16 protein-coding genes are annotated in these 25724 nt (G+C 52.8%); 13 read left to right on the forward strand and 3 right to left on the reverse strand.

The genetic code is table 11. The features are described from left to right. Positions 1–54 precede the first annotated feature (54 nt). Entirely contained in the window at positions 55–9906 is a 9852-nt protein-coding gene (locus tag BN2762_RS26535; protein ID WP_055107662.1) for an immunoglobulin-like domain-containing protein, read from the reverse strand. A 536-nt stretch (positions 9907–10442) separates the two neighbouring features. Between BN2762_RS26535 and BN2762_RS14565 the strand changes: the two genes are divergently transcribed. The 7 genes from BN2762_RS14565 to BN2762_RS14595 all read left to right on the forward strand — a co-directional run bounded on the left by BN2762_RS14565 (position 10443) and on the right by BN2762_RS14595 (position 17266). Beyond that, a complete protein-coding gene (locus BN2762_RS14565) occupies positions 10443–11477 on the forward strand; it encodes a metal ABC transporter solute-binding protein, Zn/Mn family (protein ID WP_055107663.1) in 1035 nt (344 codons plus the stop codon). Between the two features lie 31 nt (positions 11478–11508). Next, positions 11509–12270 carry a metal ABC transporter ATP-binding protein gene (locus tag BN2762_RS14570; RefSeq protein WP_055107664.1) on the forward strand — a complete coding sequence of 254 codons (762 nt, stop codon included), beginning with the start codon at positions 11509–11511 and terminating at the stop codon, positions 12268–12270. Positions 12271–12332: 62 nt separating this feature from the next. Continuing rightward, positions 12333–13127, forward strand: a complete 795-nt coding sequence (locus BN2762_RS14575) for a metal ABC transporter permease (protein ID WP_055107665.1) — start codon at positions 12333–12335, stop codon at positions 13125–13127. 44 nt (positions 13128–13171) lie between these two features. After that, positions 13172–13885: a cytochrome c biogenesis CcdA family protein gene (locus BN2762_RS14580; protein WP_055107666.1), complete on the forward strand. Its 714-nt coding sequence runs from the start codon at positions 13172–13174 to the stop codon at positions 13883–13885. Positions 13886–13992: 107 nt separating this feature from the next. Further along, on the forward strand, positions 13993–14418 hold the full coding sequence (mntR, locus tag BN2762_RS14585) for a transcriptional regulator MntR (RefSeq protein WP_055107667.1): 426 nt from the start codon (positions 13993–13995) through the stop codon (positions 14416–14418). A 167-nt stretch (positions 14419–14585) separates the two neighbouring features. Next, on the forward strand, positions 14586–16229 hold the full coding sequence (locus BN2762_RS14590; protein ID WP_055107668.1) for a family 10 glycosylhydrolase: 1644 nt from the start codon (positions 14586–14588) through the stop codon (positions 16227–16229). A 71-nt stretch (positions 16230–16300) separates the two neighbouring features. Beyond that, positions 16301–17266, forward strand: coding sequence for a patatin-like phospholipase family protein (locus BN2762_RS14595; RefSeq protein ID WP_055107669.1), 966 nt, complete (start codon positions 16301–16303; stop codon positions 17264–17266). 2 nt (positions 17267–17268) lie between these two features. On the opposite strand, the gene BN2762_RS14600 is transcribed toward BN2762_RS14595, so the two are convergent. After that, entirely contained in the window at positions 17269–17592 is a 324-nt protein-coding gene (locus BN2762_RS14600; RefSeq protein ID WP_055107670.1) for a hypothetical protein, read from the reverse strand. Positions 17593–17598: 6 nt separating this feature from the next. Next, positions 17599–18594 (reverse strand): DUF1385 domain-containing protein, encoded by a 996-nt coding sequence (locus BN2762_RS14605; protein WP_055107671.1) that lies wholly within the window; start codon positions 18592–18594, stop codon positions 17599–17601. 196 nt (positions 18595–18790) lie between these two features. Between BN2762_RS14605 and BN2762_RS14610 the strand changes: the two genes are divergently transcribed. From BN2762_RS14610 to BN2762_RS14635, 6 genes are all read left to right on the forward strand, one after another. Next, positions 18791–19258 (forward strand): YqhR family membrane protein, encoded by a 468-nt coding sequence (locus tag BN2762_RS14610; protein WP_230202520.1) that lies wholly within the window; start codon positions 18791–18793, stop codon positions 19256–19258. A gap of 79 nt (positions 19259–19337) precedes the next feature. After that, on the forward strand, positions 19338–19781 hold the full coding sequence (gene aroQ / locus BN2762_RS14615) for a type II 3-dehydroquinate dehydratase (protein WP_055110066.1): 444 nt from the start codon (positions 19338–19340) through the stop codon (positions 19779–19781). 12 nt (positions 19782–19793) lie between these two features. Then, positions 19794–20870 (forward strand): M24 family metallopeptidase, encoded by a 1077-nt coding sequence (locus BN2762_RS14620; RefSeq protein ID WP_055107673.1) that lies wholly within the window; start codon positions 19794–19796, stop codon positions 20868–20870. A gap of 81 nt (positions 20871–20951) precedes the next feature. Further along, entirely contained in the window at positions 20952–21509 is a 558-nt protein-coding gene (gene efp, locus BN2762_RS14625) for an elongation factor P (RefSeq protein WP_055107674.1), read from the forward strand. Between the two features lie 277 nt (positions 21510–21786). Continuing rightward, positions 21787–23040 carry an aspartate kinase gene (locus BN2762_RS14630; protein WP_055107675.1) on the forward strand — a complete coding sequence of 418 codons (1254 nt, stop codon included), beginning with the start codon at positions 21787–21789 and terminating at the stop codon, positions 23038–23040. 190 nt (positions 23041–23230) lie between these two features. Further along, the gene (locus BN2762_RS14635) at positions 23231–25651 is read left to right on the forward strand and encodes a glycogen/starch/alpha-glucan phosphorylase (RefSeq protein ID WP_055107676.1); all 2421 of its coding nucleotides are present in this window, start codon (positions 23231–23233) and stop codon (positions 25649–25651) included. Positions 25652–25724: the final 73 nt, after the last annotated feature.

A 25724-nucleotide genomic window follows, 5' to 3' on the forward strand; every position in this document is an offset into this window, starting at 1 on the left:
GAGTCAGCGCCATTTATAGCGCCGACTCGCCTATTTTTATTCTTGAACTCCGTTTTATTTTAGAATTTTAGAAACTATTAGCACGCTTTCCGCTCTTGTCATCAGCTCTTTCGGGGCAAACAGGTTATTCCCGCGTCCCCGGATGAGCTCCCATGCCTGTGCGGCCTCCACAGCGTCCCGAGCCCAAGCTTGAATTCGATCGTAATCGCTAAACGAGCTTGGATTTACCACAGCTGCTTCTGCGCCGCCTGGGCCGTGCAAATACTTATACGCACGCACGATCATAACAGCCATTTCTTCCCGGGTCATGGCGTCATTCGGTGCAAACGTGCTTAAATCGCGCCCATGCACGATTCCGGCGCCGCTTGCCTTCGCGATTGCCTCGGCATACCATACATCGGGGTCCACGTCTGTAAAGGTCATGCTGCCTGGGGCGGTTAACCCCAACGCGCGTGCCAGCATCGCTGCGAACTGCGCTCGGGTAACGTTCCCTTGCGGGTCGAAACGAGCGTCGTCGACTCCTTCAATGATATGCCTCGCCGACATTTTTTTAATGGCTTTCCTCGCCCAGTGGTGCTCACCTACATCGGCAAACGTCTTGTTGTATTCCAGAACCGTATATTTCCCTAAAAGAGGAACCTTCACAGTTATGATGCCGTCCCTCAATGTTCCGCCCATGTACTTAAAGGATCCGTCTTCTGCGATATAGTAAATGCCCAGCAAATCGGGATCGGTATTCGAATCAGCTTGAAACGCAATCGTGAATGGCTCGGCAAAGGTGGTTACCGGTACGGAAGCTCCGTCTGCGCCAACGGCTTGCATGTTAAAGTCATACATATTGCTTGCCGATGTCAACAGAGCCGTACGGTTGGCGGCATAGTTGCCAACAAGCCGGGAGGCTTCATCCTTCGGAACGAGCTGCATCGAGAAATGAATCCGCGCCTCTTCGGCTTCATCTCCAGGTACAGCCGCTTGGATGCTCTTCAGAGATTCGACCGGGAACTCGATGGTCATATTCGGCCCCGCGAATCGGAGACGATTCTCCCCGAGAACTTCCGCAATATTGCCCGGAAGAATGACGATATCTTGATTCTCCGAAATACGGACCATTACCGTACCATCGACTGCGTCTTGCAAGTCGTCCGCGTCAAGCACCAGGGTCGTTGATGGAACCTCAGGCTTCGGCGGACTCTTTGGCTCCGACGGCGCAACTGGCGTACTCGATGACGGAGTCGTTGTCGCGTCGTCGCGATCCTTGTTGTAGACGATTACGGTTCTTGTCACCTCGTCAGCCGCATTGCCTGCTGCATCGCTTACATTGTAGCGGAACGTGTACGTTCCCGCTTTCGATGTATTGAGCTTTGTTTCGCCGTTCATGCTGCTGGTCACCGTGATCACGATGCGGTCCGTAATGTCGCCGTCCCGATCGTCCATCGCCGTCGCCCCCGCATCCGTATAGCTTGCGCCGACCGGCAAGCGAACAACCGGTTCGCCCAGCAAGGTAATAACTGGCTTCGTCTTATCGGCTTCGACATCTTTCGATACAATGACCGTTCTTGTTGCTTCGTCAGCCGCATTGCCCGCAGCATCGCTTACATTGTAATGGATCGTGTATACGTCCGGAATCGATGTATCGATTGCCGTTAGTCCGTATACGCTGCTAGTCACGGTGGTGACAATGCGATCCGTAATGTCGCCGTCCCGATCGTCCATCGCTGTTGCCCCCGCATCCGTATAATCAGCGCCAACGGCCAAGCGAACAACCGGTTCGCCTAACAGGGTAAGGACCGGCTTCGTCACATCGGCATCGGCGTCTTCCGAAACGATAACCGTTCTTGTCGCCTCGTCGGCCGCATTGCCTGCGGCGTCGCTCACATTGTAATGGATCGTGTATACGTCCGGAATCGATGTGTCGATTGCCGTTAGTCCGTATACGCTGCTAGTCACGGTGCTGACAATACGATCCGTAATGTCGCCGTCCCGATCGTCCAAGGCCGTCGCGCCTGCATCCGTGTAGTCTGCGCCGACAGGCAAATGGACAACCGGCTCGCCAAGCAAGGTAATGACCGGCCTCGTCATATCCGCTTCCGTCTTACTCGTTCCGGCAATGATAATAAAGCTAACGATGACTGCAGTGTTGGGACCTGTAGTCCCCGGTCCGGTCTGAATCAGAATCCTTCCGTCCTGATCCACCTTAACCTTTTCCAGCATCGCAATACTCTTTTCTTGCTTATATACATGACCGTTCAGATTTGCAAGGGGATCGCCGTCCTTGGAGACTGTAATATTGGCTTTCCGTGTGTACCCCCAAGGATCATAGAACCCGACGAAAATGTCGTAAGTTCCGGCTGGAAGCTCAAAGGCATAGTCCACCGAATCCACAGCGGAATTTTCCGCACGGCGGTGTGATAAATAAGGATCGTTCGCATTTTCCCGATAGCCCGGAACCGCAACGGAATTCATGTATCCCCAAGTCAGGCCGTCTTCATATACTTGATCGGGCACTGCCTGCAGCTCCGCCATTTTCGGATTAGACGCCTTGTCGGAGTGCAAGGCCATGAACATGGCCGAGTTGTTCGTATTGCCGCTGTCGGCAAAGTAATAGACATTGTCAGGCAGCACCTTTACTTCAAAATCAATCGTACTGCCTGCCAGAGGCGAATCTCCTCCAAGCGTCCCCTGCACGGTTGTCGCCCCCAACGTCAACCTTGCTTCATTGAGGCTGTCTTCATCCCAAACGACAGGCAAGTTCGTATAGATCTCCGAGCCGCGCTTCACATCCAATGTACTCGGCATTTGAAGGGCTTCTCCTAATCGGAACGCTTTATCGCTGGTCGTCAATACCTGCAGGGGAGCATACGACTCCAGCACGTCAAGGGTCCAGTCGCTCAGGGGCTGGCCTTCCAATTTCGTGCCGTTTGCCGTCAATTGGAGCGGAACCCATACATAGCCTGAAGTGTCCAGCGCCTTTTGAATCCAACGATCGCCCATGTAAATGAACAGGCCGTTCTCAGGATCGTAAGGAATGACAGCTGTCGGCTGTGTGCGATAAGAGGTATTCGAGCTGTCGTTCGGGAACGGATTCCCGAGTTTCGTATATTGCGTAAAGGTCATGCCTCCGTCCGCCGTATTGCCGAAGATGTGGTTGGCTCGATAAGCAATGGACGGGTTCGGATCCCAGCCGGTGGTGCCGGAAGTAATAAAATAATAATACCCGTTATACTTGAAGACCGCCGGCGCTTCCCTGCTTGCATCAGAGAAAACCCTAGCCGTGAACGTCTCATTAAGACCCTCGGTACCGTCTTTGGCAGGTGCCGTATACTCATCGTTCAATAATGAGATATACGTATATTTGTTTTCTTCACTGGAATAAATAGCATACGCCTTGCCGTCTTCATCCTTGAAAACGGTCATATCGCGCGCCATGCCCTTGTTGCTATCGTAATAGCCCTCGATGTAGTTCATCTTCTGGGCATTGACAAGCTTGAACGGGCCAAAGGGAGAATCCGAGACGGCAAAGCCCATTTGCGCGCGACTGTACCGGCTAATGCCGGTGTCCTTTGCAGGCGTATTCTGCAGTGTATCAAACTGTTCCATAATCCGCTCATCGGTCGGCCCGTCGGCGTGATACACGATCACGTACTTGTTGGTTTTGTCGTTATAGAGCATTTTCGGGCGTTCCATAATCGTGTAATAAGCGTACGTGCGGTGGAACGCAAGCCTTAAGCTTTCGTCATCATAGCTTGCAGTCACGTAGTCGAAGCTTGCATCATTATCTCTGCTATAGCCGGGATGTTGGCTTCTGTCCACATAGGCCTGCAGAAAATCACGGGCATAATCGATATCGAACTGCTTCAATGGCTCGCCCAGTTCGTTCATTCCTGCACCGGGCGTTCCCATAGCCCGGGCTTTCAGCGCCGCAAGCTGGGTTTCGCTCACTTGGACCCCTTGCCCATCGCCGGTTTTCTCCATAGGGAACACGCGGTGAGGATAGAGCGCAACGCCCATATCCACCCAATTGTATAAATCTTTCGACACGTAGGTGTGGATTCCGCCAATTGGCCGGCCGCCAAATGTCTTGTCTTCGCCGACCCACAGCCATGCGCCATCGCCATTGGCCGGATCGGCCGTATAAGACGGCTCGTTGCCGTTCCAAGCAACATGATCGACCCAAATGACCTGACCGCCATGGGCCTGAATCGGAACTGCGTTGGTGTCAAACCAGACATCGGTATTCTTGCCGGCCACACCGCCTATGGAAGTGTAGGTTACGGGTGCTACCGATTCGGCCAATTCCTCGACGGCAAGCCAGCTGATTGCTGCGTTCCGGTTCGTCTTGCCTGCGCCTGGGCCAGCCGTATACGAACCAGCATTGGTCAGGACATATCTCACGTTCGAAGCGCCTTCCGGCAGATTGATACTGTAAGTAACCTGCTTGGAGTGTCCGGCGTGATCCAAATGAAGACGGTTGACAATATGGGTGACGGTTTCACCGTTCAGCGTATACGCAATCGCAATTTTGATCGGCATTTCATTGTTCCACCACAGACGATGGTATGATGTAAAGCGGTAGCTCTTTCCGCCTTCCAGTCCATCGAGCTGATAGGACAGTGTGGACAAGGGATCGCTGCCGTCAATCATAATTCCCGTCGCATTTTTGTCCAAATCAGGCTGGGCCGACTTATGGATAATTGGTTTCTCCGCTCCGCTGCTGTTAAGCGCTATATAGCCCCAGCCGGAACCGTAGGCCTGATTGGTCGAGTCGTTCAACAATGCATTTCCCGTCAATTTCTGAACGGCATTGTAGATATATGGATTCGCAGCGCCGGCATCGATAAAGTATTTCAAATGACGCGGCACAACCTCTACATACGCGGCGAATTGCTTCTCAACGCCGTCCATATATTTGCCATAAACAGCGACTGTCTCAAAAGGCGTGTCGAAATCATTCACTGAAATCTCGTTGCTGCCGTCTATCGTCCATGCGATGATTTCATGCTCGGGACCCGCGTCCGCAAGACGAATCCGTCCCGGCAACTGGGGAATCGTATCTACATAAGTTGCGTATATGTCAGCTGTGCGAGTCGCATCCCCATTCCGCTCAAGGCCTTTTACCGCGCCCCTTAATGCCTGCAAGGCATCGTTAACCTCAGCCTGCGTCGCGTCCTCGTTCCCAAGCACGCTCGCCGCTGCGGCAAGAGCATTCCGGAAGTTGTTCCAGCTTAGATCGGTATAATTGTCGTTTTCTTTGTTCCTATGCTCGTCGTACAGCGCCTGCAGCGCGGATTTATCAACGTCTTTGACCGGCGCAATCCCCACAAAGGACAGCATCGGCGACTGGTTGCTTTGCACCGCCTTCAGCTTCAATGTCAATGAGCCGGCTTCTGCCATGGAGAAGGTGTATCCTCGTACTTCGTCAAACGAATTGTTGTCAAGCGTAATAGTGTCAACAAGCACGCTCTGATTGTCGTACTCCAGGTAAATCTCTTCGGTTCGGGAGGGGCTGGGCCACCAGCTGTAAGTACCAAGCGTTAGCGTATGCTCGCCTGCAGGCAAATTGTTGAATGCATAGGTAAGGGCCGCTCCGTTCTGATTGGCGGTATAGATCCCCGTCGTGGTTTGCTTGCTGTACGGGCCGTTTGAAATCCCTTTGTAAGATATGGACGGCGTGCCGCTAGCATTGTAACCCCCATGTCCCCAACCAATGGCAGATTCGTAAACCCGGTCCGGAGCATCGTTGAGAAGCGGATTGCCGGCCGCAGCTGCAAGCGCCTCGACAGCAGTGTATGCAGGCGAATCATATCCTAATGTATTGCCGGCCGCATGTCCGGGCGTCAAGCCATCTGCGGTGGCGTTAAGATCCACGAAATAAAGAATGTCTTCAGGTACGACTTCCACATAACAAACAGTTTCAACACTTCCGTAGGTGCCGGTTACGGTAACCGTATCATAGGCAGTATCGAAACGAACGCCGTCCAAATTCCAATTCACGGTTACGAACGATTTCGATCCGTCTTCATGCGTCGCCTCCACTTTCTCGGGGAGATTTGGCACCCCGCCGACGTAGACGGCGGCATAATGAGGCGAGCTAAGCTCCCGAATATCGCCCGTAAACAACTGGTTCTTGGCAAAGACTAGGCGCGCCGCGAGCTGTTCGGCCCCCTCTTGATCCAAGCGGTAGGAAACAGGATTATCCAGAGCTTCCTGGGCAGCGTTCCGCGCGGCCTCAAAAAGCTCCCAGTCGATATCGCGGAATTCGTCCAGCTTGTTGATGCCTTGCGCCTCTGCTGCCGCCTCTTGGAGAGCAGAGGTATCGGGAGCGCCTTTCACTTCTCCGGAAACAACCGCCACGGCGTCCACCACCAAGGTGCCGCTTAACACCTTGAGACGAACGGTATGCTCGCCATATGCGAGCCCGCGAAGCGTATAGGTTTGGTACAACTCTTTGGAAGCCGCCGTACCGGCCGAAGGCTCTACGATCTGCCCGTCCACCGTCACTTCCAGCTTCGCCGAACCGTCGTTGGGTCCCAGAATATCCAGTCCTGTGCCTACAAACGTGTATTCCAGCGCGGCATCAGAGCCTTGGCTGGTGGAAAGGGATCTTTGGTAATGGAACATGCCCTTGCCGTTGTCATGCGCCCAAGAACCGCTGTAAATCAGCTTAGGGGCGGGAACGGGGGCCAGGTCGTGCATCTCAAGATCGTCAAGCGCCTCGGCATAGTACGGCGCGTAGCCTTCCACCGTTTCAACCAGCAAATTGTCAAAACGGACATGATAGTAGCCGCTGCCAAGATCCACCCGGCCGGACAACTTGGGATTCGGATCGGTATAGGAGGCAAGCTCCACCCCGTCCAAGTAGGCTGTCACTTGATTGCCCGCAACTTGGATGGCAAGGTTATGCCATGCGTTATAAGCGGCGTCAAAACCATCGATCTTCACACCGCCGGAACCGCTCACGACATTGCCGTTCGCCACGGAACGGCCGTCAACCAGCAGCTGCCAGCCGCCGTCGAACCAAAATTTCAATACATAAGGCGTGCCGTTGATCGAATGAGAGCTGCCGCCGCCCTGATACCTGGCGCCAATCGCGGCGTAATTTGCGCCGCCTTGCGTATTGTTCGTTTCGAACGAAACGTCGACGCTAGCCTTATAGTTGGTCCATCGGTAGTCGCCGATGGCCGTAACGGGCTCGCCGTTGTTCCACGTACCGCCAAGTCCCATAAGCCCTCGGTCCAACTGCTGGCGCAGAACGTAGTTTCCGGTTTGCTCGTCCAGATACGCCTCAAACGCGCCATTGCGATCATGGGTGTAGCGGGGGATTGCGCCTTTAGCACCGCCGCGCGATTCGATATAGCTTTGATAGCCCGTAATTTGGCCGCTTGCTCCAATCACTGGAACCGTTTTGTCGGAATAGTCAAAATCGTCTGCATACAACACACGATCCTCGGTATTTTGAACCGACCCTGCCGCATCGGTGTCAAGCACCTTGCGCTCGCCCTCAACGGGGAGTGGTGTATGATATGCATCGTCCCCGTTATTTTCCAATGTCGTAACAGTCACAATGGAATATGGTTTAACGCGCACAGTGTAAACGCCGCCGCGATCGGCGGAAATCTTTCCGAGGAACTTCATATAATTGCTGTTGAAGGCTTCTCCCTCGTCAGCTGCGCGGGTTTCCCATACTTCCAAGGAAGGAGAGCCCGTGTAGCCCATATTCACCGTCTGAAGCTTGTAAACCCGCTCGTACTCGCTGTCATTCACGACTACGGTTGAAAAATCGCTTTTGTCCGGAGCCGCGAGCGTCATGTAACTCGGGGTGCCGTTGCGGCCGCTGACGGGATTCGTACCTGTCGCGCCGGTGTAGCTGGCTTGCGGAACCGCTCTCCAGATCCCCTCGTTATTGTTGTCGTTCTCCCAGCCAGCCTTCGCAAACCAGCTGAAGTGCCGCAGGACGAGAAGGCCAGCGTCATAGTGTATCCAGCCCGACCACGGGTCGCGCGCGCTGACCAATTCTTTGAAGGAATATTGTCCGCCTTCATAGAAGGAGCCGATGGCCGGCTGATAAACAAAATGCGTCCGGCGGGAATTGACAAACCCTTTGATAATGGTGTTGCCCATTTCCAGGGCGCTGCCTGTACCGCCTATGCCGGTGCCCGCCACTGCAGGATCCTTCGTGTTGTTGTTGGGGCGGAAGGACGAGTTGCTGAAGGTGGCCTGCGCCTCGCTGTTCCAAACCTCAATGTCGAATTGCTCCGCGAGCCGTTTGAAATTGCCCGCACTGTCGTCATCGGTGTTGTAATGGTAGGCGGCGACCGCCACCGCGTCCCGCAGGGAAGCGTCGCTCACCATGCTGCCGCCGAAGGAGCCGATCCCGACTTCATCGGAAATAACAACCTCGATGCGGTGATAAAGCGCTTTCTCTCCCTCGTTCGCAAAGCCTTCATTATCCGTTCTGACCCGCTGGGCATATTGTTTCGTCCACGTCAAATCCGGGGCGTGCTCGTTAATATGGGGATTGACGTAATCGACCATATAGCCGTACTCGCGATAAGCGGCCAGAATGGTGTTTTTATACCAAGTGTAAATTTTATCGTTGCTGTCCGCCCAGGCGGGAGCGCTCCAGCGCAGAATGCTCACTTTGAGATCCGGGTTGACCGCCTTAGCGTCGGCGGCAAGCTGGAACCCGGGATGCCGGGCAACGTTGGCCTTTTCATCGGCCGTACGCATTGTGGCCGGATCTGGGCCGGTGGAGTTGTTGCGGTCGTTGCCCATTTCGATTTTCACATGCGTCATGATAGGATTTTCTCCGCCGAACAGAATCTGGAGCAATTCTGCGTAAGCCTCGGGATGCTCGGCCTTATAATCCATCAGCAGCGCACTGGTGCTGTTGGCGCTCAGTACGCCAAAACCCTTGAACGTGAGGCCGTTGACATTGCCGGCTTTGATATCGTTGCCGTCCAGCAGGACCTTGACCGCGGAGGCGGCTTCTTGCCGGGCGTCCTCGATCAATCCTTTGATCCCGCCCTGGGCAACGGCGAACCAGCTCAGGATCGGCTTTTCGCCGGACACGTAAGCGTAGGTCAACGTCATGGGAACGCTGGTGTCAATATCTGCGGGAATGGTAAATTCGCTCGAAATGAACCGGGTCGCATTGGTATTGAACTGGTCAAGATGGATGGTCTCGGTACCGCCGTTAATATCCCGATACTCAATGCTGGGTCTTATGACGCGGGAGCGGCTGCCGTACCAATCGTGAAAGCCGCTGCTGAGCGTATAGGTTCCGGCTTCAAGGGCTTTGAGCTGGTAAATGATATGATCGTTGGCAGCACGCAGTCCGACAACCCATTTTGAGGGATCCGCAGCGGGGTCCGTATGTCCTCCGTCTTTGGAGTTTTTCACCTTGTGTGTAGAATCGTTGAACCCCCAGTCGTTAGTTCCGCCGACATACTTCTGATCCGGCGTTTGGTTAAGCAAATGTTCGCCGGTCAGCTCTTTGACCGCTTCATACAGCGGCGAGGCAGTCGGGCCGTTGCCAACGGAATCGCCGCCCCGGCCGCTATCCACAAAATAAACCAAGGGATGGCTAGAGGGCGGAATAACTTCCACATTAGCCATGACCGTTCTGCCTTCCGCCGTACCGGTAATGGTCACCGTATCATAAGGCACGGCAAAGGTATCCTCGCCGATATGCCAGGTGACAGGCGAGATCTGGCCATTCATTTCCATGCTGTCAGGCAAAGTAGTTTCTGCGGTTGTCTTGGCCCCCATGTAGGCGGCCGCGTGAACGGTATATACGCTATCAGCGGATATGACGGAAAGACCGAATGGGGGAAACAAACCAAACAACAGCATCGCGGTCATAGCAATGGAGCATATCCTATTTCTGACGGTACGTTTTCTGCTCATTCATATATCCTCCTTTGGATAAACTTTCAGCCGAAAATAGTAGCGAGGCACTGTGATGAAACCGCTATCAAAAATCCTTGTCATGAAGGCTGGATTCAATCTTCCAGGCGGATCGCCCCGTATCATTTGTCATTTTTCCTCGGATGCACGCCTCCTCTCATCGCTGGATAACAAGCCCTATTGAAAGCGCATTCTTAAACTCATTAGCTGTTATACCATACACGTTAGTAGGGGAACATGCACTTTTCAATGCACATCCTGCAAGTTTGTTATGCATCGTGGGCAAAGCAGGCTCCCTGCAAAGTAAATAACGAAAATTTCATATAAGAACATGTAATTTTATTAGCTCCATATACGGGTCTTTGAACGTTACGCTGTTACGCCATGACTCCGTTTATTTTGCCAAGCATGCGCCAACACTAGAATGTGACTATACGTAAAAGTCAGATTTAGGAGGTTGACAACCGGTTTTGGTTGACCCTATAATCCTACTAGTAATAATTACGATTAAGCTCGGACTAGGAAGGAAGATCATAATGGCGTCATACGTGAAGATTCATCAAGGCTGGAAGAGTGTCGTACTGCTGCTGGCTGCATTGCTTATGCTGTCAGGCTGCGGAAGCGGCAATGACGGGAATAAAGTCGTGGAGGGGAAGGTCAATGTAGTAACGAGCTTCTATCCTCTTTATGAATTTGCGAAGGAAATAGGCGGGGAGCAGGCGCATGTGATGAATTTGCTGCCTGCAGGCGTAGAACCGCATGATTGGACGCCGCGCAGCCAGGAAATTCTGAATGCCTCCAAAGCTCAGCTGTTCCTGTACAACGGAGCAGGCCTGGAAGGCTGGATGGACAGCTTTCTTAAAGGCCTGGGCAGCGATTCCCAGGTCAAGACCGTGGAAGTAAGCCAGGGGATTCCCCTCATTACTAGCGAGGAGGAAGACGGGCATGACCATGGAGCGAACAGCGGCGATCATCTAGAGGAAGGGCATGAGCAGGCAGAAGATGAGCACGGCCAGGAGGATGGCCATGACCACGGTCATGACCATGGCCACATCGACCCGCATACATGGGTAAGTCCGAAATCAGCGCTGATTATGGCTGAGAATATCAAAAACAGCTATGTCGAGGTCGACCCAGCCCATCGTGAAGATTACGAAGCCCGCTACGAGCAATTGAAGGCCCGCTTGCAGAAGCTCGATGCCAAGTTTACGGAGGAGCTCTCCAAGACAAGCCGGAAGGATATCGTCGTCTCCCACCAATCGTTCGGCTATTTGTGCCGGGATTACGGGCTGACCCAGCATTCGATTATGGGCCTGACTCCAGAGGCGGAGCCGAAAGCCCAGGATTTGATTCGTTTGTCCAAGCTGGTCAAGGAGAATGGCATTCAGTATATCTTTTTCGAGGAGCTTGTATCCGATAAGCTGGTAAACACGCTGGCCTCCGAGGCAGGCGTGAAGACGCTGGTGCTTAACCCGGTGGAGGGGCTGACGAAGCAGCAGGAGCAGGCGGGGGAGAACTATTTTACATTGATGGAGAAAAATTTGCAAAATCTTGTTCTCGCTTTACAATAAGGGGAGACAATCCAGCGGAAGGACGGTCAAGATGAAACCGGACAATTTAACAGCATCAGCACGGGCCTGCCATGATAGCATCATCGAGCTTGTCGACGTATCCTTCGCATATAAGGACAAGGAGATCATCTCGAATTTCAGCTTTAAGGTGAAGGAGCGCGACTTCGTCGGCGTCATTGGCTCTAACGGAGCAGGAAAGACGACCCTGCTGCGGATGATGGTCGGGCTGCTGTCGCCTACCGGAGGGGAAATTCGGCTGTTTGGCCAGCCCATCCGGCGCTTTCGCGATTGGGACAGAATCGGCTATGTGCCTCAGAAGAACTCATTTAATCCGTTATTCCCGGCAACTGTAAGGGAAGTCGTCATGTCGGGGCTGTATAACAACAAGAAGCTGTTTCGCCGCATCGGCAAGGCGGAGCAGGCGAAATGCGACGATGCGCTTGAGGTTATGCGCATAGGGGATATCGCGGGCAAGCGGATCGGGGAGCTGTCAGGCGGACAGCAGCAGCGCGTTTTTTTGGCAAGGGCCTTGATCAATAAGCCGGATTTGCTCATTCTGGACGAGCCTACGGTCGGAATTGATGCACAGACGCAAGAGGATTTTTTTGAACTGATTTTTCATATGCATGCGCATCATCAAATGACATTTCTAATGGTATCTCACGATGTGGAAATGATTGAGGATAATTTGGGCGATGAGCCGCTGGACCGCTGCGGAGCGATCAAGTTCTATGTGAAGCATTCCCATGATCAGGATTGTTCGATCTCCGATCTTCAACATTCAATCAACTAGAGGATGTATTTTATGCTTACGAGGTAAGTTTTGCGGAGCAAAACTTTGAGGAGATGTGAATCTTGGAAATATTAACGGCAGAATTTTTTCAGAATGCGCTGATAGGTGGGCTGCTCATCGGCATTACGGCTCCCCTGATCGGTATTTTTTTAGTGCTGCGCCGCCTGTCGATGATCGGGGACACGCTGGCCCACGTAACCATCGCGGGGGTGGCTCTGGGTTTTCTTATTGATGCCAACCCGATCTGGGTGGGACTGGCCTTCGCAGTTCTGGCCTCCTTTGCCATTGAGAAGCTGCGCAAAGCCTACAAAGCTTACGCGGAGCTGTCCATAGCCATCATTATGTCTGGAGGCGTGGCGCTAGCCTCTCTGTTCTTTACGCTCGGGATAGGGTACAATACGGATGTATTGTTCGGCAGCATTTATACTTTGAGCAGGGAAGATTTGTATACTGTCGGTATCGTCACGCTCGTCGTGATTACCGTCGTGTCCATCTTCTTCAAGGAGTTCTTCCTTCTGACGTTCGAGGAGGATGCCGCTGCGGTCAGCGGGCTGCCCGTCAAACTGTTCAACCTGCTGATTACCGTGCTCACGGCGCTCGTGATCAGCACAGCTATCAAAATCGTCGGCGCCCTGCTCGTCTCTGCGCTGATTACGATTCCTGCGGCCTGCAGTCTGCTGATCGCGCGAAGCTTCAAGTCTTCGGTCATTTTCTCCGTAATCATTGCGGAAATCGCCGTCGTGATCGGGCTGATCATGGCCGGTATATGGAATCTGGCACCGGGCGCAACGATCGTGCTGCTGCTCATCGCCATGCTCATTATCACGCTTGTGGGCAAGAAGGGGTTGCGCGTTTAGGCAGGACAATACATTCAATCTCATCATAAAGATCGGAGGCTCTAATGGCTGATATTAATGTATTGGTAGCATTCGGGGCTGGCGTTGCCTCCTTCATCTCGCCCTGCTGTTTGCCGCTCTATCCGTCTTATTTGTCTTACATAACGGGCATGTCGGTACAGACGCTGAAGACAGAGCAGAACAAGCGGGAAGTTCGAATGAAGACGATGACGCATACGCTTGCGTTTATCCTGGGATTCTCCGTCGTATTCTATACGCTTGGCTTCGGCGCGGGTCTCTTTGGTGAGTTTTTCGTTAGCAACCGGGATTTGATTCGACAGATTTCTGCTATTCTAATTATACTTATGGGCTTGTTTTTGCTAGGAATTTTTCAGCCGCAGTTTCTGCTCAAGGAGCGGAAACTGGATATTAAAATGAAGAAAACCGGGTATGTGGCCTCCTTTATATTCGGCATCGGCTTTTCCGCCGGATGGTCTCCTTGTGTCGGACCGATTCTGGCTGCGATTATTTCACTGGCGGTGAGCGAGCCGGGAACCTGGATGAGCCTGATCACGGCGTACACCCTTGGCTTTGCCCTTCCTTTTTTCGTTTTGGCCTTTTTCATCGGCAGCACCAAATGGATTACTCGTTATTCCGCAGCGATCATGAAAATCGGCGGGGCGCTGATGCTGCTGATGGGGGTGCTGCTGTTCACGAATCAGATGGCCAAAATTACAATTTGGCTGCAGCAAATTACGCCAGAATGGCTTAAATTCTAAATTCCGGCACACTTGCCAACGGACAAGCAGAACATGTATCATTGATGATAGTAGCAATTGTTGCGTGGATGGTAGTCTGCGCCAACTGAGGAAAAGAGGTTCGTAAGATGCCAACACCTAGTATGGAGGATTATTTGGAGCGCATTTACAAGCTGATTGACGAGAAGGGGTATGCGCGCGTTTCCGATATTGCCGAAGGATTGGAAGTTCATCCTTCTTCCGTCACCAAGATGATCCAGAAGCTGGATAAGGACGAATACGTCATCTATGAGAAATACCGGGGCCTGGTGCTTACGAGCAAAGGCAAGAAGATCGGAAAGCGTCTCGTTGACCGGCATCATCTGCTGGAGGAATTTCTGGAAATGATCGGCGTGGATGAAGAGAACATTTATAAGGACGTGGAGGGAATCGAGCATCATTTGAGCTGGGATTCGATTACCCGAATCGCCGCTTTAGTAGATTACTTCAAACGCGACGAATCCAGAATTCAAGATCTTCGGGATGTCGAGAAGGAGCTCATGAACGAATCCTAGCGAAAGCATCTGTCTTATGCGGACAGATGCTTTTTCTCTGCCGCCGCCTGGGAAGAAAGAGCCAATTTTTGTTGGAATAGCGCAACTCTCGGGGATATGAAGACGTTAGAGATAGAAGGAGACGCAATATGGTCCGCAACAATGAATTCATAATTTGGAGGTAACTGATGAAATTTCGCACTTGGTTTGTTCCTTTTCTGCTGCTGCTCATATGGCCCCTGTTCGGCCAGGCAAATGCGGCTGCAGCGCGCCCGATTGAAATTATTCTGGATGGAAGGCTTCTGACGAGCGAGGCCCCTCCGTACATCAAGCCGAAGAACAATGTCACGATGGTGCCGCTCCGGGTGATCAGCGAAGGCTTGGGAGCTCAGGTCGACTGGCTTCCCGTCACGAAGTCCGTAACGATCGACAAAGACGGGAATACGATTGTACTGCGCAAAGGAAGCCCGACAGCCCAGGTGAACGGTACGGCGGTAAGCCTGGACGTATCGGTAGAGATCAGCTCGGGACGGACGATGGTGCCGCTTCGTTTCGTCGGCGAGCAGCTGGGGCTGCAGGTTGATTGGAATTCGGCGTCCCGGACGATAACATTGACCTCGCAGAGTACGAGCACACCGCCGGCAGAGAAGCCAGCACCTATAACTCCTCCGGTTGAACAGCCTGCGCCACCACCGGCAACTCAGCCACCTGGAGGCGGCGGAGGGGCGACGGAGCTGCGGGGAGTATGGATTTCGACGGTCATTAATCTCGACTGGCCGACCAAAGTCTCCTACGGAAATGAAGAGCAGCAGAAGCAGGAATACATCAAGCTGCTGGACGAGATGCAGGATATGGGCCTGAATGCGGTTTTTGTTCAGGTTAGGCCAACAGCAGATGCGATCTATCCTTCCAAGCTCGTGCCGTGGTCTGTCTATCTGACGGGAACCGCAGGCCAGGATCCAGGGTATGATCCGCTTGCTTTCCTGATCGAGGAAACGCATCGCCGGGGCATGGAGTTCCATGCCTGGTTCAATCCTTTCCGGGCAAGCATGAATGCCGACACGAGCAAGCTCCCGAGCAATCATGTCGTTCATCAGCATCCGGACTGGATCGTGAAATTTGCCGACAAGCTCTACATTAATCCCGGCATCCCGGAGGCGCGGCAGCATATCATTGACGCCATCATGGAGGTTGTCACAGGCTATGATATCGATGGCGTGCATTTGGACGACTATTTCTACCCGTCGGGAGAGACGGCCAAGAGCAAGTTCAATGACGATGCCGCGATGAAGCGTTATAATGAGAAGCAGCTTAGCAAAGGGGATTGGCGCAGAGACAACATCAACCAATTCGTCCGCGACCTAGGCCGCAGCGTTCATGAGGCCAAACCCGACGTCTCGTACGGAATCAGCCCGTTCGGTGTGTGGCGCAACAAGGCTTCGGATATTACCGGCTCGGACACGAAGGCCGGAATGACCGCATATGACAGCACTTATGCGGATGTCAGAGCCTGGATACGCAACGAATGGATCGATTATGTCACGCCGCAATTGTATTGGAGCCTGACGCGCCCCGAGGTACGCTATGATATTCTCGTAGACTGGTGGGCTCAGGAAGTCAGGGGAACGGATGTTAAGCTGTATATCGGACATTCTCCTTACAAGATCGGAACGACGGAGATCGGCTGGCAATCCGCAGACGAAATCATCCGTCAGTTGGAATACAACGAAAGAGTACCTGAAGTGAAGGGCAGCATCTTTTTTAGCGCCAAGGATTTAAAGAAGAATCCGCTAGGACTTATTTCATTATTAAAATCATATTTCGGCTCCTAGGATGACATAGGAACAGCCCCCTTGACATACATAAGCAGTAGACTTGTGTATGGAATGGGGGCTGTTGTTATATGTTGATAAATGGCGTATTCGAGGGCGGGGGCGTTAAAGGGATATCCTTGGCGGGGGCGGTCAGGGCGGCAGAGCGGCATGGGGCGAAGTTTCACCGGGTAGCCGGAACGTCATCGGGCTCCATCGTTGCAGCTCTGATCGCGGCCGGCTATTCCGCTGAAGAGATGAAGGAGATTATCATGGGAACCTCGTTCATAGAGTTCCTGAAACGAGCTCCAATCTTTAACGTACGGATCATCGGTCCGGCGCTCAGGGTGCTGCTTAAGAAGGGGCTGTATTCGGGGGAAGCTCTGGAGGACTGGATCAGGCAGTTGATGGTCGACAAGGGCATCCGAACCTTCGGTGATTTGCCGAAAGGCAAGCTGACGATCATTGCCTCCGACATTACGAGCGGACGAATATTGATTCTTCCTGATGATCTTCAGAAGCTGGGCATCTCCCCCCAAAAGTTTGAAGTCGCCCGGGCGGTGCGGATGAGCTGCAGCATCCCTTATTTCTTTGACCCCGTGCTGCTGAGGCTGCCTCCTCAGCTGTCGATGGGCAAGCCGTTTGCAGACCAGTTTCTGCATATCGTCGACGGCGGGCTGCTCAGCAATTTCCCATTATGGCTGTTCGATGAGGACAGCTGCAAGCCCCGGGGGGAGATGATTCCCACGGTCGGCTTCCAAATGGTCGGAAAGAATTCGAACCAGCCTCATCTGATCACGGGGCCGTTCACGATGCTTCAGGCGCTGGTGGAGACGATGCTCTCGGCGCATGATGAGAGGTATATCGAGCAATCGAACCGCTACCGGACGATTAAAATACCGACGCTTGGCATCGGTACGACCCAGTTCGATATCAGCAAAGAAGAAAGCCTGCTGCTTTATGAATCCGGGCTTCAATCGGGCACTCACTTCTTCAGTGACTGGAATACCCAATATTACGAAGAACAGTTCATAAAGTATCAGCAGGCTAATAAATAAAATCAATGGTACCTTGGTACGTCATCCTCATTCTTTCCTTTATTTCCTTCGATGACCTGGAACGGGTAATGCTTGCGTTTATGTCCTGAGGACTGCCGCTGCTCGGTAGCCAGTTTGGCCATCGTCCGGGCAGAAGGCTTTACCTTAGGGTGCCTTGCCCTGTATTTGCGCGGCGGGAATTTATAGAGCCAGAACACGATTCCCACCAGGACGGCAGGGATGAGCAAGCTGCTCCAATCCATGAGCCCTCTTCCAAATATCGCATTAATCACTCCAAATGCAGCAAGTCCTATCATACTCCAAAATAGGATGGCCTGCTTCTTCATCGCTTATCATCCTTTCACGGGATCAAAGGCCGTATTTGGGGCAGGCTGTGAAATGACACCCTCCCGTTCATATTGTTCGTCGAGCTCTCGCATCCGGTTGAAGGAAGCGATCGATACCTCTACCTGATCGTCCTTCGGCTCCTTCGTGGTTAGCAGCTGGAGCCAGAGCCCCGGATAACCGAGGAAGCGAAGCACGGGAATGTCGCGGACCGCATTGGTCAAGCGCAGAAGCTCAAAGGAGACCCCGATCACCAGCGGCAGCAGCAGCAGCCGGAGGTACATGCGCTCCCAGACGTTGTCCCAATGGAACAGGGAATAAATGATTACGCCGACGATGACGGTTAGGATAATGAAGCTGCTGCCGCAGCGGTAGTGAAGCCGGCTGTATTTCTGCACGTTCTCGACCGTCAGCTCTTCACCGTTCTCATAGGCTGTAATTACTTTATGCTCCGCACCGTGATATTGGAACAGTCTCTTGATCACCGGAGTTTGCGAGATAGCCCATAAATAGACCAGCAGCAGGACGATTTTGATCACGCCTTCCACCAGCGTATGCAGTACCCGGTTGTTGAATGCGTTCTGGAATAAATACTGCTCCACGATGGCCGGAACCAAGGTGAATACGACTTTGCCGAACAGGAAGGACAGAACGCCGGCGATCGCAACGCCTACAATCATCGTCAGGGAAAAACCGGATGATTCCTTCTCCTTCTGCTTGGCGCGTTCCTCCGGCTCCGTCTCGTCATCGGCCAAGGCCTCTGCAGAGTAGTTCAGGTGCTTTGAGCCTTTGGCACTGGAGTCGATAATGCTGACAATACCGCGAATCAGCGGGACTTTGCGCAGCTTCTTAACCCATGACTTGTCCTGTTTGGGAACCTCCAGAAAAGTAATTTCCCCATTTTTGCGGCGGACCGCGGTGACATTAACATGCTTGCCGCCAAACATGACACCTTCTATTACGGCTTGGCCGCCATAAATATTCGGTTTGGATTGCGTAGGCAAAAATTTCACCTTCCCTAATTAATCTCGGTATCGCATAGAATAATAATTCCATTGTAGCGAATCTGGGGATCAAATTCTAGTTTGTTTAGTCTTTTTCGAACCTGCGCATACTATAAGGACGAATGGAAGCCATGGATGGGACAGGAAAGGAAGGGATGCGCCAGTGTCTAAGCGAAGGCGGCAAAGGGATGATGGATTGAAAAGAACGAATGTGTGGACCTTCAGTCTGCAGCTCGGTTTTTTTGCCGGGCTGATCTGGGGCGGAATTAAAGCGTTGATGTATTACTTCAGATTATCGGTCATCTTGCCGGGATATTTGGCGGAGCCCTTTTTCAAGACGCCGTTTCTCAAAACGCAGGCCGGATATTATGTCGGGTGGCTGTTCTTCATCTTGTTCTCGATCATCGCCGCACTGCTGTATACTCTGCTCTTTCGCCGCTTGAAGGGACCGTATCCGGGGATCATATACGGCATCGTATGGTGGGCCGTTATCTTTATGGTGCTGGGGCCGATGCTGGGCATGACAGCAAAGCTTTCCTCGCTGCCGGCGGATACGGTAATCAGCGAATTTTGCCTTTATTTATTATGGGGGCTGTTCATCGGATATACAGCTGCCATGGAATATACGGACGAGCGGCACAGAGAACCGCAAAAAGCGCTGTAATAAGCATAAAAGGCTTCTCATTTGCCTCGCACCTATGTTAAAATTACTTTTGGTAATTTTGCAGGAAGGGTGTGGAATGATGTACCGTATCCTGGTATTGAACGGACCGAATTTAAATATGCTGGGGATTCGCGAACCTGGCGTATATGGTTCCGCTGGGCTTCGCGAGATAGAAGACAGCTTGCGTAAGCAGGGCGAGCAGCGGGGTCTGGTTCTTGAGTTCTATCAATCCAACCATGAGGGATATCTGATCGATAAGATACATGCAGCGCTGGGCAGCTTCGATGGGATTATCATCAATCCGGGTGCGCTGACGCATTACAGTTATGCGCTGCGCGATGCATTTGCCGCAGTGAGCCTTCCTTTTGTGGAAGTGCATATGTCGAACATCCATGCCCGAGAGACCTTCCGCCATACATCCGTTACCGCCGCTTTGGCGGTCGGCCAAATCGCCGGCTTCGGCGCATACAGCTATGAGCTGGGCTTAATGGCGCTGGTACGGCATCTGGAAAGTCGAAAATAAGGAGAGCATATAATGGCGAATTCAAGAGTAAGCCGCCTTCGGGAAGCCATGAGAGAGAAGCGCCTGGAAGCGGTATGGATTACCGGGAACGTCAATCGTCAGTATTTGACGGGATTTACCGGGACGTCCGGCTACGTGTTAGTTACGATGGACAAGTCATATCTGTTAACGGATTTTCGCTACATGACCCAGGCTGCCGATCAAGCGGCAGGCTTCGAGATCGTCGAGCACGGCCCGTCCGTCGCGAGCACGCTTACAGAGCTGCTATCCAGCCAGAAGATCAGCGAGCTTGGATTCGAAGAGGACAAAGTGGTCTTCTCCACCTTCCGGGCTTACGAGGAGGATCTGGATCCCGTTAAGCTGATTCCTACGGCTGGCCTGGTTGAAGGCCTGCGCTTATTCAAGGATGATCATGAGCTTAAGCTCATGAAGCAGGCTGCGGAGCTGGCCGACCAGACATTTATGCATATGCTTAAGGTGCTGCGGCCGGGCGTAGCGGAACGGGACATGGCCCTGGAGATCGAGGTCTTTATGCGGAAGCGCGGGGCGACCTCAAGCAGCTTCGATACGATTGTGGCCTCGGGCGAGCGTTCGGCCCTGCCGCACGGAGTTGCCAGTGATCGCGTGCTGGGCAGCGGCGAATTTGTCAAAATGGATTTCGGCGCGCTGCTGAACGGGTACTGCTCGGACATTACGCGAACTGTGGTGCTCGGCAAGCCAGCTCCTAAGCATCGCGAGATTTATGACATCGTGCTTGAGGCTCAGCTTCATACCCTTCAGCATCTTCGCCCAGGCATGACGGGCCACGAAGCGGATGCTCTTGCCCGCGACATCATCGCCCGTTACGGTTATGGCGAGCAGTTCGGCCACAGCACGGGGCACGGGCTGGGCATGGAGGTGCACGAGTCTCCCCGTCTATCTAAGCTTAGCGACGATGTTCTGCAGCCGGGAATGGTCGTTACAGTCGAACCGGGAATCTACATACCGGGCTTTGGCGGCGTGCGGATTGAGGATGATGTCGTCATTACGGAGGACGGCTGCCGCAGGCTGACGGAATCGAGCAAGGAGTTCACTGTCATTGATTTTTAATGTATGGCTTTAAAATGGGGTAATTTTAGATTATCATACAGTAGTTGTGCAACTCATTTGATCCTATAGGAGGTTCTATTTGTGATTTCAGTCAACGATTTTAAAACAGGCCTGACCATCGAATTCGAAGGCGACATCTATACGGTGCTGGAGTTCCAGCACGTAAAGCCGGGGAAAGGGGCTGCGTTCGTCCGCTCTAAATTGAAAAATCTCCGTAACGGGAATACGGTCGAGAAGACGTTCCGCGCCGGCGAGACCGTGAGCAGAGCGATGATCGAGAACCGCGACGTCCAATATTTGTACGCTAGTGGACAAGATCATACATTCATGGATAACGAGACGTATGACCAATTTACGTTGTCCGCTGACCAATTGGAATGGGAACTGAACTTCCTGAAGGAGAATATGAACGTGAAAATCGTCAGCTACCAAGGCGAAATTCTCGGGATCAATTTGCCGAACAGCGTGGAACTGCGCGTAGTGGAATCCGAGCCGGGCATTAAAGGCAATACCGCTACCGGCGCTACGAAGAACGCCAAGCTGGAGACGGGCCTTAACGTACAGGTTCCATTGTTCATTAATCAGGATGATGTTCTTCTGATTGATACTCGTGAAGGCAAGTATATTTCCCGGGCTTAAAATTCACGATACACATTCATGCCTTGCAGAAGGCAGCCTCATCCTCCACTCTTTTTCGAGTGGGGGAATTTTTTTGGATGGATCCGGGTCTTAAAATATGATGAAAACTTCAATGATTGTATTGAAAAGCAATGGATTATTACCGCTCTTTCGTATTATACTGGTTTAAAGCGTTACTGCTAGCATTTCCAGTGATAGCGATTCTATTAGAACTCATCGTGTATCATAGCCGTACTGTGCTTGGATAGGAGATAGTCTATTTTTGGGAGGGTCTGATTTGGCTTTATTTGTTATGAAGTTCGGTGGAAGTTCCGTGGGCGACACGGAACGGATGCAGCGCGTAGCCCGGCGCATCGTCGAGAAGCAGGATGAGGGGCATCAGGTTGTTGCTGTGGTGTCTGCCATGGGGGATACGACGGATGATTTGATTGATCAGGCGAAGCTTCTGAGCAAGGAGCCGCCTTTACGTGAAATGGATATGCTGATGACGACGGGAGAGCAGATTTCGATTTCGCTTCTGTCCATCGCGATTCATGCGGAAGGCCGCAAGGCGGTATCATTTACCGGCTGGCAGGCTGGCTTCCGTACCGATAAAGAGCATTCCAGAGCTCGCATTACCGATATTCAGCCGCAGCGGGTGCAGGCGGCGCTGGACGAAGGCAATATCGTTATCGTTGCCGGATTCCAGGGGATGAGCGAGGACGGAGAGATCACGACGTTCGGACGCGGCGGCTCGGATACGACGGCAGTTGCTCTAGCCGCGGCCATTTCTGCCGATTACTGTGAAATCTACACAGATGTAGACGGTATTTATTCTACGGATCCGCGGATCGTGAAGAATGCCCGCAAGCTGCAGGAAATTTCTTATGATGAAATGCTGGAGCTTGCTAATCTGGGCGCTGCTGTGCTTCATCCGCGCGCAGTGGAATACGCGAAGCATAATCAAGTCCGTCTCGTCGTTCGTTCAAGCTTTAATCATAATGAGGGTACGGTTGTTAAGGAGGAAGCGAAAATGGAGCAGGGTGTAGTAGTCAGCGGTATTGCTTACGATAAAAATGTAGCGAGAATCAGCATTTTGGGCGTATCCCATGTGCCGGGGGTATTGGCCCAGGTATTCGGTTCCCTTGCAGATGCGAAAATCGATGTAGATATTATTGTTCAGAGCGGTGTGCAGGACGGCAAGGCGGATTTCTCCTTCACCGTGGCCCTCACGGACCGGGAGAAGGCGCTGCAGGTCATTAACGGAATTCGCGGCAGCCTGCCGTTTGATGAGGTCACTTCGGAGGATGGCCTGGTTAAAGTATCGATCGTCGGTGCAGGCATGGTCAGCCATCCTGGCGTGGCTGCGAAAATGTTCGATGTGATTTCCAAAGAGGGCGTCAACATCAAGATGGTAAGCACCTCGGAGATCAAAGTATCCTGCGTAATCGAAGGAACGAAGCTTAATGATGTGGTCAAAGCGCTGCATACCGCTTATGGCCTGGATACCGAGAGCCAGGTGTTTGTCGGCGGACCACAGGAGCGCCGCTAATCAAGCTTTAGCCACAACTATATCAGGAAAGCCGTTTCGCTGCAGACCATGTGGCGGAACGGCTTTTTGTCTGTCTGCGGAAAGATCAAAGTTTAATTCATATTTTTGTTATTTTATCGTTCCCTGGCGTTTAAACATAAGGTGTAGGTATAGTGTCTGCCGGATGAAACCGCCGAGGGAGGATTATAACGTGTTCGATAACAAGGAATGCTTCAAGGAAACATTCAAGAAGGAGCTGGTCCGCCAGCTGGGGAAGCCTGTCTCCGAGGCTACGGATGCGGATGTATACCGGATTCTCGGCATGCTGATCCGGGAAAGGATAGGGGAGGATTGGGCGCATACGAATCAGAAGCTGAAAGACGTCAAAGCAAGGCAGGTGTATTACTTCTCCATGGAGTTTCTGATCGGGCGGCAGCTCGGGAATAATCTGCTCAATCTCGGTGTGCTGGAGCTCGTTCGGGACGGTCTCAGGGAGCTTGGCTTCGATCTGGATGCGGCGGAGGAGGAGGAAAGCGATCCGGGACTCGGCAACGGAGGACTCGGAAGGCTTGCCGCCTGCTTCCTGGATTCTCTGGCAGCGCAGCAGCTGCCCGGTCACGGCTGCGGCATCCGCTACCGTTACGGCTTGTTCGAGCAGAAAATCGTTGACGGGCACCAGGTCGAGCTTCCCGATTACTGGCTGCAGCGGGGCAATGTATGGGAGGTCTGCCGCGAGGATAAGAAGGTGGAGGTTCGCTTCGGCGGTGAAGTGCAGATGTCGGAGCATGAAGGCCGGCTTCATTTCGAATTAACGGGGTATGAAAGCGTTCTGGCGATCCCCTATGACATCCCGGTGATCGGCAGCGGCTCCAGCCACGTCAATACGCTGCGGCTGTGGAGCGCCCGCCCGGCTAAGGGGCATATCAAGCCGAACAGCGGAAGCTATTATAACTATTTGAATTATTACCGGTCGGTAGAGTCCGTTTCCGAATTTCTGTACCCTGATGATTCCGAGCTCGAAGGCAAGCTGCTTCGCCTGAAGCAGCAGTATTTCTTATGCTCGGCTGGCCTGCAGAGCATATTGCGCACCTTCGATAAGCTGGAGCTCCCGATCGAGCGCCTGCCGGACAAAGCGGCGGTCCATATCAACGATACGCATCCTACGCTAGTCATTCCGGAGCTGATGCGTATTCTGCTGGACGAGAGAGGCTGCGCCTGGGAGCAGGCATGGCATATTACGAGACGCGCCGTCTCGTATACGAATCATACCACGCTGAGCGAAGCCCTGGAGAAGTGGCCAGCCGCCATGGTCAAGCAGCTTCTGCCCCGCATCTATTTGATCATTGAGGAGCTGAACAAGCGCTTTTGCGCGGAGCTCCTGGAACATTATCCGGGAGATGAGCAGCGGATTTCGCAGCTGGCGATTATCTATGGCGATCAAATCCGGATGGCTAACCTGGCTATCGTCGGCAGCCACAGCGTCAACGGCGTCGCCGCCCTTCATACCGAGATACTGAAGAAGCGCGAAATGAAGCCGTTTTATGAGCTGTACCCGGAAAAGTTCAACAACAAGACCAACGGCATTTCGCACCGGCGATGGCTGATGCACGCGAATCCGGAATTGGCGAGGCTTATCACCGAGGTGATCGGCTCCCGCTGGATGACGCAGCCGCGAGAGATGGTCAGCCTCATCAAATATGCTGAGGACCGGGGCTTCCTGGAGAAGCTCCGCGAGGTCAAGCGCGGCAACAAGCTGCGCCTGGCCAAGTACGTCAGGGACAAATTACACATCAGCATCGATCCGGATTCGATTTTTGACGTCCAGGCCAAGAGGCTCCATGCTTATAAACGGCAGCTGCTGAATGTGCTGCATATGATGCATTTATACAATCAGCTGAAGGATAATCCTTCGGCCGATATTACGCCGCGAACCTTTCTGTTCAGCGCCAAGGCCGCCCCGGGATATTATCTGGCCAAGAATATCATTAAATTGATCAATACAGTGGCCGATACGGTGAATCGGGACCGGACGGTCCGCGATAAAATGAAGGTCGTCTTCCTCGAGAACTATTCCGTCTCCCTGGCTGAGAAGCTGATTCCCGCTGCCGATGTCAGCGAGCAAATATCGACGGCTGGGAAGGAGGCCTCGGGAACCGGGAACATGAAGTTCATGATGAACGGAGCGCTAACGGTCGGTACTCTAGACGGAGCTAACGTGGAGATGCATGAAATGCTGGGCGATGACAATATGTTTCTGTTCGGCTTGCGTGCCCAGCAGGTTATGGAATACAACCAGAGCGGCGAATACTCGCCTTGGCATATTTATGACGTAGACTCGCGGGTGAAGGAGGTCATGGATCAATTGATCCATCCGGGACGCTTCTGCTCGGAAGGCCAGGATTTTGAATCAATTTACCAGTCGGTGCTGCATCATCAAGACGAGTTTTTTGTGCTCAAGGATTTTGCCAGTTACGTGGAGGCTCACTTGCGGATCGATCTGGCTTACCGCAGCAGTTACGATTGGCTTAAGAAATCCGCGCTGAATATTGCCCATTCGGGCAAGTTCTCGAGCGATCATACCATTAAGCAATACGCCTCGGAGATTTGGCATATTGAGCCGCTGGGAATATGAGAGAAGAGAATAGTCTGCCTACCGAGGGCCGCCGAAATTTTTGGCGGCCTTCTTTCTATTTTTTGCAAATAAA

This window comes from Paenibacillus ihumii, assembly GCF_001403875.1.
GTDB classification, from domain to species: domain Bacteria; phylum Bacillota; class Bacilli; order Paenibacillales; family Paenibacillaceae; genus Fontibacillus; species Fontibacillus ihumii.